The organism is Selenomonadales bacterium (assembly GCA_017442105.1).
GTDB lineage: Bacteria > Bacillota > Negativicutes > RGIG982 > RGIG982 > RGIG982.
The window spans coordinates 1-11,024 of record JAFSAX010000171.1; the positions used below are offsets into that span (position 1 = coordinate 1).

General features: G+C 46.1%; 9 protein-coding genes. 4 read left to right on the forward strand and 5 right to left on the reverse strand.

Going from position 1 to position 11,024, the window contains the following annotated elements:
• Positions 1-34: 34 nt before the first annotated feature.
• The 3 genes from IJN28_06875 to IJN28_06885 all read right to left on the reverse strand — a co-directional run bounded on the left by IJN28_06875 (position 35) and on the right by IJN28_06885 (position 3,215).
• The gene (locus IJN28_06875) at positions 35-331 is read right to left on the reverse strand and encodes a zinc-ribbon domain containing protein (GenBank protein MBQ6713488.1); all 297 of its coding nucleotides are present in this window, start codon (positions 329-331) and stop codon (positions 35-37) included.
• Between the two features lie 125 nt (positions 332-456).
• A complete protein-coding gene (pepF, locus tag IJN28_06880; protein MBQ6713489.1) occupies positions 457-2,325 on the reverse strand; it encodes an oligoendopeptidase F in 1,869 nt (622 codons plus the stop codon).
• 128 nt (positions 2,326-2,453) lie between these two features.
• A complete protein-coding gene (locus tag IJN28_06885) occupies positions 2,454-3,215 on the reverse strand; it encodes an N-acetylmuramoyl-L-alanine amidase (GenBank protein ID MBQ6713490.1) in 762 nt (253 codons plus the stop codon).
• Positions 3,216-3,338: 123 nt separating this feature from the next.
• Here IJN28_06885 and IJN28_06890 point away from each other — a divergent pair, with 123 nt between their 5' ends.
• The 4 genes from IJN28_06890 to IJN28_06905 all read left to right on the forward strand — a co-directional run bounded on the left by IJN28_06890 (position 3,339) and on the right by IJN28_06905 (position 7,988).
• On the forward strand, positions 3,339-5,087 hold the full coding sequence (locus IJN28_06890) for a B12-binding domain-containing radical SAM protein (GenBank protein ID MBQ6713491.1): 1,749 nt from the start codon (positions 3,339-3,341) through the stop codon (positions 5,085-5,087).
• Positions 5,074-6,015 carry a TIGR01212 family radical SAM protein gene (locus IJN28_06895; GenBank protein ID MBQ6713492.1) on the forward strand — a complete coding sequence of 314 codons (942 nt, stop codon included), beginning with the start codon at positions 5,074-5,076 and terminating at the stop codon, positions 6,013-6,015. Before IJN28_06890 ends, IJN28_06895 begins: the two co-directional genes overlap by 14 nt.
• Before the next feature lie 85 nt (positions 6,016-6,100).
• Entirely contained in the window at positions 6,101-7,618 is a 1,518-nt protein-coding gene (locus IJN28_06900; protein MBQ6713493.1) for a hypothetical protein, read from the forward strand.
• Between the two features lie 13 nt (positions 7,619-7,631).
• Positions 7,632-7,988 (forward strand): hypothetical protein, encoded by a 357-nt coding sequence (locus IJN28_06905; protein ID MBQ6713494.1) that lies wholly within the window; start codon positions 7,632-7,634, stop codon positions 7,986-7,988.
• A 105-nt stretch (positions 7,989-8,093) separates the two neighbouring features.
• Here the strand turns inward: IJN28_06905 and IJN28_06910 are convergent, their stop codons facing one another.
• Positions 8,094-9,467, reverse strand: a complete 1,374-nt coding sequence (locus IJN28_06910) for an S-layer homology domain-containing protein (GenBank protein ID MBQ6713495.1) — start codon at positions 9,465-9,467, stop codon at positions 8,094-8,096.
• 40 nt (positions 9,468-9,507) lie between these two features.
• Positions 9,508-10,653 carry a glycerophosphodiester phosphodiesterase gene (locus tag IJN28_06915; GenBank protein MBQ6713496.1) on the reverse strand — a complete coding sequence of 382 codons (1,146 nt, stop codon included), beginning with the start codon at positions 10,651-10,653 and terminating at the stop codon, positions 9,508-9,510.
• Positions 10,654-11,024: the final 371 nt, after the last annotated feature.

Consider the following 11,024-nt stretch of genomic DNA (forward strand, 5'->3'; position numbering starts at 1 on the left):
AAGAGACCGATATTCGATCTCTTTTTATCATTTCTTAGTATTTTCTGCGAGCCTGGAAGCAATCGCGGCAGTATACCGGTTTGCCTTCCGTCGGTTTGAACGGAACTTTCGTTTCACAACCGCATTCGCTGCAAACTGCATCGAAGAGTTCGCGCTGCGGACGAGCCGGAGCAGCGTCACCGCGCTGTGCTTTTCTTGCTGCACGGCAAGCCGGGCAACGACCCGGTTTGTTCTCGAAACCTTTTTCTGCATAGAATTCCTGCTCGGATGCACTGAATACGAATTCTGCACCGCAGTCTTTACAAGTCAATACTTCGTCTTGGTAGGTCATGTTTAACCAACCTCCTTCTTAATATTAGGGTTGACAATTACGTTTCTGAGGGGTTGGTTTACAAGCCATCTGAAGGCAATCATCTACTTACTATTATCATATTATACAGACACTTTTGAACAATGTCAAGATTGCGATAGCAGTGCAGCAAACTCCTTCAGGCGCTCGGCGAACTTCTCAAGCGTGATGGCGATCGGATGCGAGGACGACATATCGACACCTGCATTTTTGAGAAGTGTTAACGAATAGTCGCTGCCGCCGCTTGCGAGGAAATGAAGATATTTCTCTTGTGCATCCTGCTCTTTCGATTGGAGTGCTTCGGCCAGAGCTGTTGCCGCAGAGTAGCCCGTAGCGTATTGATACACGTAGAAATGCGTGTAGAAATGCGGGATACGTGCCCATTCATAGCGGATCAAGTCGTCGAGAACGATATCGTCACCATAGTATTTGCGGTTTAATTCAAGCCATACGTCGCCGAGATAGTCTGCTGTTGCCGAACCGCCTTCTTCAAGTGTTTGGTAGACGGTGCGTTCAAATTCAGCGAACAAAGCTTGACGATAGACTGTCGTACGGACTTGTTCGAGGTATTGGTTGTATAAGAAGAGTTTTTCTTCACGCGAAGATGCTTTGGCAAGAAAATAGTCAAACAAGAGGATCTCGTTCGTCGTCGATGCGACCTCCGCATTAAATATCGTATATGATGCGTTTCGATACGACTGTGTATGCGAGCTGTAATAACTGTGCATGGCATGACCCAGCTCGTGAGCGAGTGTCGAAACGGAGTTGTAGCTGTTGTTGTAGTTGAGGAGTACGAACGGATGGACACCGTAGATCCCCCAGCTGTATGCCCCCGAGCGTTTGCCTTTGTTTTCGTAGATATCGACCCAGCCCGATGTCACACCACGCTCCATATCGGCAAGATACGTTTCGCCGAGCGGGCGGAGTGCTTCTTTGACATGGCGGAATCCTTCGGTAAACGGAATGTCGGAGGTTACTTCCTTGGCGAGCGGTGCGTAGAGATCATACATATGGATGTCATCTAATTGTAAGACGGACTTTTTCAGTGCGACGTATTCATGGAGGGCGGGGAGATGCTCGTGGATCGTATCAAGCAGGTTGTGGTAGACCGATACAGGGATATTCGCTCCCGACAAACCTTCTTCGAGTGCTGAACCATAGTGACGGACACGCGCATTGAACAGGTTGTTCTTGATACTGCTGCCAAGTGTCGATGCCAATGTATTTTTATGCGACTGATATACACCGAACAGATTATCAAACGCCGACTTGCGAACGTTGCGGTCGGAAGAACGAAGGAAGGACATAAAGCGTCCCTCACTGAGCGGAACGAGCTCGCCTTCTTCATTCGGTGTGGACGGGAATGTCATATCGGCAGACGTCAGCATATTGAAGATGTTGCGTGGTGCTGTTGTCAGCTCCGATACTTGTGCGAGAAGTGCTTCCTGCTCGGATGAGAGGATGTGCTTGCGCTCGCGATTCAACTCGGTGAAGTAGAAGCGATACGGAGCGAACTTATCATCACAGCTCCACTTGGTAAGCGTGCTTTCGTCCAGTTTCAAGATGGCAGGCTTGATGTAAGCGCAAGCAGAGGAGGCCTCGGATGCAAGCCGTTCGGCCTTGTCGGTCAGTGCTTGATATTCGGTGACAGATGCATCGCTGTCACGGTACATTCTGGCATAGGCATACAGTCTGCCGACGCGCATCCCAATGCTGTCCTGTAAGGTGAGCGCAGTAAGGAGTTGTTCGGGAGAATCGGTTATCGTTGTTTGCAGGTCGGATACTTTTGTGAGGTCTTCTTTCACAGACTGATATGTGGCAGTCCAATCTTCGCGCGTTGCATACATGTCAGACAAATGCCATTGATATTCGGGAGGGATATCACCGCGAGTGGGGACATTTTTTTTGACAGAAGCGAAGAAGTCTGCTCCTTCTTGATTTTCACAGTAAGAATGATATATAGATGAACGGATCATAATAATCTCCTTTTCACATAGTTTTCTTTTCTTAATAGTAATACAAAGCACCTGAAATAACAATCATTTCAGCGTACAAAATACGATACAGGAGTAGTCTGTGATATGTTCGGAATTGTTATGCGGGGTCATACGCGAAAAAATTGTGTGATGCCTTGATACAAGGCATCTGCGATCTTGGCACGACCGTCGCGACTTGAAAGAAAGAGCTCTTCTTCGGGATCGGAAAGGGAAGCGATATCGACCCAAACGGAGAGCATCGGTGTGTAGCGAATGATGGGAAAACTGCCGAAACGATGTGAGGGAGCAGGGGAGAGCAGTTCGTCGCCGAGTGAAACGGCAAGGCAATAGGCAAGTGGTTCTGCCTCATCACGATAATAGTAGACAGTACTTTTACTGCTCGGGCGCGGATAGAATCCGTCCGCATGAAGGCTGATGAGGAGGTCTGCCCCTGCATCGACAGCGATCGAGATGCGGGCGGTATGGTCGGCTATGGAATCGGCAGCAGTCGGGAGTATATCACAGCTTCGTGTCATTACGACAGAAGCACCGTTTTCTTCTAGTATATCGCGCAGACAGAGCGCGATGGCAAGCGTATGTTCTTTCTCGTATGTGCCGCTTGGGCCACGGGAACCGGTATCATCTCCACCGTGACCTGCATCAAGACAGATGATCTTACCGTCCAGACGTTGGCTTATCGGCTCTGTAACGGGAATCGGTAATGTCGTTAATTCGGGCATATTGGGCGTCATGATGTGAACGATCTCTTCTGATGGATTATAACGCGTTTTCCATTGGAATGTACGCGATAAGTCTTTTATCATCAGAAGTAGTTCTTTGCTGGTGCGAATATTCGTCGAAACCTTGTGCCCGTCTATCATAATACGCATAAGTCGCACCTTCTTTTCTTTTTGATTACTCTATGTGAAGGCGTGAGGATTGGTGCAGGAATCTAATGCAATATCGGCTGAAATATGGTATTCTATAAGGTAAGGAAAAACGAGGTGGAAAGATTGAAGATTGTAGTTACGACGCTGAATGCGAAATATATTCATTCCTCGCTGTGCCTGCGATATTTGGAGAAATACTGTCAAGATCGTGTGAAGGTAGAGCGAATGGAGTTTACGATCAATCAGGAGAAGCTGTTTATTCTGCGAGAGCTGTATGAGGCTCGTCCTGATGTTATAGGATTTTCTTCTTATATTTGGAATGCCGATGATGTGCTGGATATTGCGAAGATGCTTAAGAGCGTACTTCCGACTGTCAAGATCGTATTCGGTGGGCCTGAGGTCATGTACGAAACGGAGGGCTTCTTTGAGCGTAATCCGTTTGTCGATTATTTGGTTTTGGGTGAAGGAGAAGAAGCGTTTGCTTTGCTTGCAGAAGCTCTGACTGAGGGGCGTGAAGTAAAAGTAGATGGTGTCATCGGTCGTGCGGAAGGCGGTTCTGCTATGATTCAGACGATAGCCGATCTGACGACGATCCCGTTTCCGTATGATGACGATGATATGGCAGAGCTTGCTGATAAGATCATTTATTATGAAACGTCGCGTGGTTGCCCGTTTTCGTGTCAATATTGTTTGTCGGGCGGAGAGCCGGGCGTACGGTTCTTGCCGTTTGAGCGCGTGAAACAAGAACTTGACTTTTTCATTCGTCACGGTGTGCGTCAGGTAAAATTCGTCGATCGTACGTTCAATGCGAAAAAATCGCACTTTATGCCGATATTGCATTATTTGCTTACGGTCGATTGCGAAACAAATTTCCACTTTGAAGTAGCGGCCGATCTCTTAGACGATGAAGTGATCGATGTGCTCGTGCAAATGCCGAAAGGTCGTGTGCAGCTTGAGATCGGTGTGCAGTCGACACATTTGCCGACGCTTCGCGAGGTAAAACGTGTCAATCATTGGGAACGCATCGTATATGCCGTAGAAACGCTTCGCAAGGCGGGCAATATCCACCTTCATCTCGACTTGATCGTCGGTCTGCCCGAAGAAGGATATGAGCGTTTTGCCGAATCGTTCAACGATGTGTATGCACTTCAGCCCGAGATGCTTCAGATCGGTTTTTTAAAGCTGTTGAAGGGCTGTGGTCTACAGCGTCGTGCATTGCAGTATGATTATATCTCTATGACGCGTGCGCCGTATCAGGTGCTGGCGAGCAGATGGCTTTCGTATGATGAGATGCGTCGTCTGCAATTGCTGGAGGATGTATTTGAACATCTTTATAACAGCGGTAAGATGAAGGTCGCACTTGAGGCGCTTATCAAACTGTATGGCAAAGGTGCGTTTGGATTCTATGAAGATTTGACTGCGTTTTGGGTGAAAAATGATTATCACCGCGTGGCGCATAAGACGAAAAATCTGTATGCGTATGTATATCAATTCTGTTCAGAAAAAATGGCAGAACAGCTTGATATCTGTCGTGAGGTGCTTCGTTTCAACGCGTTGCTCCTTGAAAAGGGCAATATTCGTGTAGAGGCTTTGGAAGTAAGTGAGCTTTCTTGCGAAGATGAGAAGAATGCGTTTTGGCACGACGATGATACGGTGCGCAAGTATCTGCCCGAGTTCAAGTTTACGACATGGCGTGATCTTCATGCCAAGTATCATATCGAGGTGTTCGGTATTGATGTTGATGTAATGATAGAGCGGGCGGAAGTTGTGCAGAATAAGACGGTCGTACTCTTTGAATACGGCAAGGAAAACAGATGGCAAAAACTTCAGAGAGAAGATTTTTGGCAGGGGGAACAAGATGGTATATCGTAAGTATTCCGATTATCTGAAAGATACATATGGAGAAAAAATATATAAGTTGCCGATAGGGCTTCCGATTTCGTGTCCCAATCGCGATGGGATGTGCGGTGTGAACGGATGTGCTTTTTGCGGTGAGATCGGGGCGGGTTATGAAAATCTGCCTGCGACGATGACTGTTACAGAGCAGATCAACCAGAATCGTGCGCATATTGCACCGAAATATAAGGCGAATCGTTTTATTGCGTATTTCCAGAATTTCAGCAACACATATCTGCCGATCGACCGCATGGAAGCATACGTGAGAGAGGCTTGTCAAGATGATGTAATCGGTATTGCGCTTGCGACACGTCCCGATTGTATCAACGATGCATATCTGGAGCGGTTGGCTGCGATACGTGAGGAAACGGGTCGTGTTATCAGTGTGGAGCTGGGATTGCAGACTGTCAATTATAAGACGCTTCAGCAGGTGAATCGCGGTCATGGTTTGGCAGAGTTCATTGATGCGGTGATTCGTTTGAAACGGTACGGATTCCGTGTGTGCGCGCATGTTATTGTGAATCTGCCATGGGACGATGTGCGTGACACGATCGAAACGGCGAAAGTAATCTCCGCGCTGGGTATTGAGGAAACGAAACTGCACGCTCTTTATGTGGTGAAAGGTACGGCACTTGCCGAGTGGTACAAGAACGGAGAGATCGAGATCATCAGCAAGGAAGAGTATATGGAGCGCGTTATCATATTCTTGCGTCATCTCCATCCCGATATTGTGGTACAGCGTCTGATCGGGCGTGCGCCCGAAGCGAATACGCTGTTCTCGAATTGGAAGACGGGCTGGTGGAAGATACGCGATACGATCGAACAGACGATGCGCGATAACGGATGGCGACAAGGCGATCTTTGCGATTACTTGAACGGTCGTGCTGTAAAAAAGTTTTTGTAGAAAGTCAGCAGATGACTGGTTTTCTGAGCGGAAGATGATATTATCAAAGTGATGATAATTCTTTCATGTTATAAAGGAGTATTGCATGGAAAATGTATATGAAGTGGTATCCTCTTTTTACTGGGAGGAACCCGATCTGGAGGAGATCGTTCCGCGCAGAGAGATAGAGCGCTTTTTGCGTAAGCGTGCGTGGCAAGGAGATTCCGAATATGAACTCTTAGATACATGGTATCAAGTACAGGTTCTCTTGGAATATATGTTGACGATCTCTTTGACTGATTTTGATGAAATGACTGCCGATGAATATAGTCGTGCGATTCAATATATAGAACAACAGACGGATGAACCGATCACATTAGAAGAAGCGAGTGATCTTTTTGCGGCATGGCATTCTTTTTATATGCATCTCTTGGATGCGAAGCTGATCGAATCGATCAATGCGTTAAAAGAGGCACAGACAAGAATGACGAGCGGTGATGAGCTGATATATCTTGAAACGATATCACTTACAGATAAGATCAATTCGATGCAGGGAGAACTTGCACTTGCCGATAGTGAACCGCCGGAATTTAATCAGTTCTTGGCCAAAATGGTAGACGGACTGCTTCTTAAAATGAGTGCATTTTTTCAGCAGAAGCAGTTTATCAAGGATTTTGAACGTGCGCTTTATTTTTATACGGGGCCGTTTCTTGATGTTGTGATGAAAAAAGATGCGGCTTTTTGGTACGGTTTTTGGGATTATTTCTTGTTTGATTATCGCTTGATCCAAAGTGACAGAACACCTATCATGCTGTTTGATGCGGAAATGTACGATATGCTTAATATTGAAGAACAGCGAGTTATGAATGATCTGAAGGAAACGCGCTTTACAGTTTTTTATGTGAAGGGTAGTCTTGATAACGGTTGGGCAGAATGCAGTGATCTGTTTACAGAGGAAACGTTTGCTCTCCCGAAATCGGAACTGGGGAGTGCGGACTCGTTCGAGAAAAAGGTGTATTATGGGCATGTTCGCACCAATGGTGTCGTTTTTATCAATCATATCGTTGCGATAGAAGCGAGTGTGGCTGTTCGTCGCCGAATCAAGTCCGAAATATTGAATCAGCTTTCTTTATTCCGTTGTTCGCATCCCAATGCAACACTGTCAGAGTTTTTCTCTCGCCATGGTTGTGCAGTTCGTCATTTGATGGATATTCTTTCTTCGATGCGTAATGTATCTGTTATGTCGAGTGCACACTTATCGGTGATGCGGTCGATTGGTCATGATAATGCGATCTCGCTTCGATTGGCGAAAGAGATCGAAGCTGTTGTGCCGACGCTTTCGCTATATGATAAACGGCAGATCGGGAAAATGTGTACGGATTATCTGGTACTCGATAGTCATTCGTTTGCTATTGATGCGTGTACGATCGCGGCAATGGTCGGCGTGTATTTGGAACTGAATCACAATCAGTTGATGCGTATTCGTTCTATCGTTACGGCAGAGGTGGATTGGGAAGAAGTTGCGTTGAAGCAGAGTATCATTAAAGAGGAGTTGTCGATCGTACGATTCGATGCGCGATATTTGAACGAAGAAGGTTTTATTTTTTCGTTATTTATCTTATAGGAGGCGATAGGAGATGAAATGTGCAAAATGTGGTCAGCCACTTGAAACGGATATGCCGTGCCCGAATTGTGCGGATGATAATGTGCGTGTCATGTCGCGGGCGGAAAAGGACAGTTACGACGGAATTACGATAGAAGCAGACGAGAATGAAGCGCGCCGACAAGAAGAAGCGGAGAGGGAAGGACGTGCATATCAGTATGGGGGACAGCGCGTCTATGTACGTCATGTCAATCTTGGGCAGATCGGTTGGACAGCAAAATTGCTCGTTGCGCTTGTCGGCTTGGGGCTCGCTATATTTTTCTTGCCGCTGGCACTTGCGTTCATATCGATCGCAGTCGTGCTGTGGATAATTGGTAAGATCATACGATAAAAAAGAAGCAGGGATGACCTGCTTCTTTTTTGTGAAAGTGAAAGAGATAAACAAAAAACGCAGAGAGGATATCTCTGCGTTTTTTATATTCTGTTTTCCGGTGAATTAGAAGAAGAACATGAAGTCAGCTTTGTAGTAGTTACCGCCGAAGCTTTCACCCGTTGCAGGTTTCGTCAAATCTTTGCGGTCGAAGGATGCATATGCGTTGAAGATCGTGTTTTTAGCAACAGTGATCGTAGCGCCGATGCCCCAGAATTTTTTACCGTTGACGAAGTCAGCGTCAGTCGTCATGTTGTCAAGGTTAGCTGCCGGGATGAGGTTGTTGTCCATAGAAAGACGTTCTACATACATACCCCAGCTGCCCGGGTCTTGCAAGTTGTGGCCTTTGTAGGAGAGGCGAAGACCCCAACCTTCAGCACCTTTTTTGCTGTCTTGGTCAGCTTCAACTGCATTCATGTTTTTGTAGTAGTCACCTGCGAGAACGAGGTGTTTAGCTACTTTTGCACTAAAGCCTGCGCCCCAGAGATCGACTTCTTCACGATTCGTGAGAATATCTTTATCTTCTTTCATATAGAGAGCGGAGAGGGAGTAGTCAGGCGTGAAGTGATAATTAACTTGCGTGAAAAGAGCTTTGTCGAGATAACGGTCTTCGTATTGAGTCTGCGTGATTTTGCCTGCTGCTAATTTGTCGTCCAAGTTACCGGTCGTTTTACCGAGTACGCCGAAGTCAGCGTAACCAACAACACCGGACCATTTGTCCGTAGCGAATTCTACTTTTGCACCGTCAACTTCACCGGACGTGTCGCTGAGCCAGCCTACTGCACCGAGTTTCTGGTAGTAACGACCAACTGTGAGATCTGTTTTACCCATATTGTAAGTAAGGAAAGCATTAACGAGCTTGTTGTTGTGGAACTTGCCGCCATAAGTACCGATGTTCGTTTCACCGAGTTTGTTATTGTCGATAGCGAACATATCAGTATAGAAGCTCATTTTGTCGTTGACTTTACCGCTTGCGCTGAGGATCAAGCGTTGGTCAAAACCGGAATAGTGACCCGGTTTCGATTCGCCGTAGTAAGCTTTTTCGTGCTGATAACGGATACGGTAGCTACCACCGATTTTGAGGTCTTTGATGCCTGCTACTTTTTTCTCGATCGCATCTACGCGAACGCCAAGAGCGTCGAGTTCAGTCGAGAATTCAGCAGCGAGTTTGTCGATCGTAGCTTTGTCAGCTGCATCAGCGCCATCGCAGTTAGCCATTGCGCGAGCAACGATCTGAGCCATTTCGTAACGAGTGATTGCTTTGTCACCAGCGAAAGTGCCGTCGCCATAGCCTTCGATTACGCCGTCAGCAGCGAGTTGATCGATCGCATCGTATGCCCAATGATCTGCCGGTACATCGGAGAACGGGTTTGCAAGTGCTGTGCTTGCTGCGCCAATCACGAGCGCAGAAGTAATCATGCCGATAAGTTTTTTATTCATATAAGTCAACCTCTTTCGTTATTATATAATACAAATTCAATTAGTGAGAAACGTCAGCGCCGCCGGCAACACGTTTCGTCTGTACATCAACGTGTTCTGTACCACTGTGGTATTTGCTGTTTTTGTTTACTGTCGGCGGGTTCAATTTAATACCGTTTTTCTCGATAACTTCACGAGCCATCCACGGTTTGTCAGTGATGACACCGTCAACGCCCATTTTGATGAGCATATCGAGCTCAACAGGATCATTGACTGTCCACGGAACGATCTTCATGCCGAGAGCGTGTGCTTCTTGGACATTTTCAAGGGAAATTTCAGGGCCGTACGGAGATACGATGTCTGCACCGATCGATTTTGCTGCTTGATACGGATTGCCTTTGAAATCATCGATGTCGACGCCGCCGAGCCACGGAGAAGCGCCTTCTTCATACGGGCGAAGACATTCGGAATCTTTGCCCCAAGACGGCTGCTGGCACCAGAGTGCTACAAGTGTGATATCAGGGTTGATTTTTTTCATTTCAATGAGCGTTCTCCAGTCGAACGACTGCAATGTGAAACGATCTTCCATGTTGTATTTTTTCACGAGGCGGTTTACTTCCGTAACGAATTTGACAGGGTCAACATCGTTTGCATGGTAAGCAGGGACTGCCGGATCCGGATTTGTTTTTGTTTCAGCGTTGATGATGACTTTTTTGTCACCATATTCGTTTACAAGCTGGAACAATTGTTCGAGTGTCGGGATCTTAGCATCGTCGAATGTAACGAGCGTCTGACCATGTGCTTCGTAGTAACCGCTGGACGGATTGATATCGCCGACCGTGAATTTCTGGAGTTCTTTGTAAGTCATCGTACGGATATCATATTTACCTGCTTCAACATAGTTACCGTTTTTGTCTTTTGTGATGTCTTGATTGAGGATCGGGTTGTGGCTCATTACGATCACGCCATCTTTCGTCATCTGCATATCGCATTCGATCGAAGTTGCGCCCATTTCCATTGCATATGCATAAGCATAAAGCGTGTTTTCCGGACGAGCATCACGACCACCGCGATGCGGCTGGAAGTCGAATGTGTCAGTAACTACTTTTGCTTCAACAGACGGTACATCATATGCTTGTACACCTGTCGAAATGAAAGCAGCTGCCACACCGAGCATGACGAAACGTTTCAACAAAGATTTTTTCATAATGTGATCACCTCGTTAAATTAAAATAATTAAAAAGATATTTTGGGGAAACCAGCGAAGAAGTTTACTCATAACAATAAGGAAAATTTCTTCAGCGATGTATAGGAAAAAATCCTAATCCTACTATGATAATTTTATTCCAATTCATACCTAACGTCAAGGATAATTTTCAGAAAACAAGAGAGAAATTACCAGTATAGATATCATTTATTGAATAAAAAGATAATTATGCTTTTGTGTGTGAAAAACGGACAGAATACTCGGTAATGGAAAGTAAGAAATAAAAGAAGGGCTTGCCAGCTGGCAAGCCCTTCTTTTATTTCTTACTTTCCATTACCGAGTATTCTGTCCGTTTTTCACACACAAAAGCA

Coding starts and splice junctions, on each gene's coding strand:
- IJN28_06875 (MBQ6713488.1), bottom strand. CDS start 331: ATGACCTACCAAGACGAAGTATTGACTTGTAAAGACTGCGGTGCAGAA.
- IJN28_06905 (MBQ6713494.1), top strand. CDS start 7,632: ATGAAATGTGCAAAATGTGGTCAGCCACTTGAAACGGATATGCCGTGC.
- IJN28_06885 (MBQ6713490.1), bottom strand. CDS start 3,215: ATGCGTATTATGATAGACGGGCACAAGGTTTCGACGAATATTCGCACC.
- IJN28_06910 (MBQ6713495.1), bottom strand. CDS start 9,467: ATGAATAAAAAACTTATCGGCATGATTACTTCTGCGCTCGTGATTGGC.
- IJN28_06895 (MBQ6713492.1), top strand. CDS start 5,074: ATGGTATATCGTAAGTATTCCGATTATCTGAAAGATACATATGGAGAA.
- IJN28_06900 (MBQ6713493.1), top strand. CDS start 6,101: ATGGAAAATGTATATGAAGTGGTATCCTCTTTTTACTGGGAGGAACCC.
- IJN28_06915 (MBQ6713496.1), bottom strand. CDS start 10,653: ATGAAAAAATCTTTGTTGAAACGTTTCGTCATGCTCGGTGTGGCAGCT.
- pepF (MBQ6713489.1), bottom strand. CDS start 2,325: ATGATCCGTTCATCTATATATCATTCTTACTGTGAAAATCAAGAAGGA.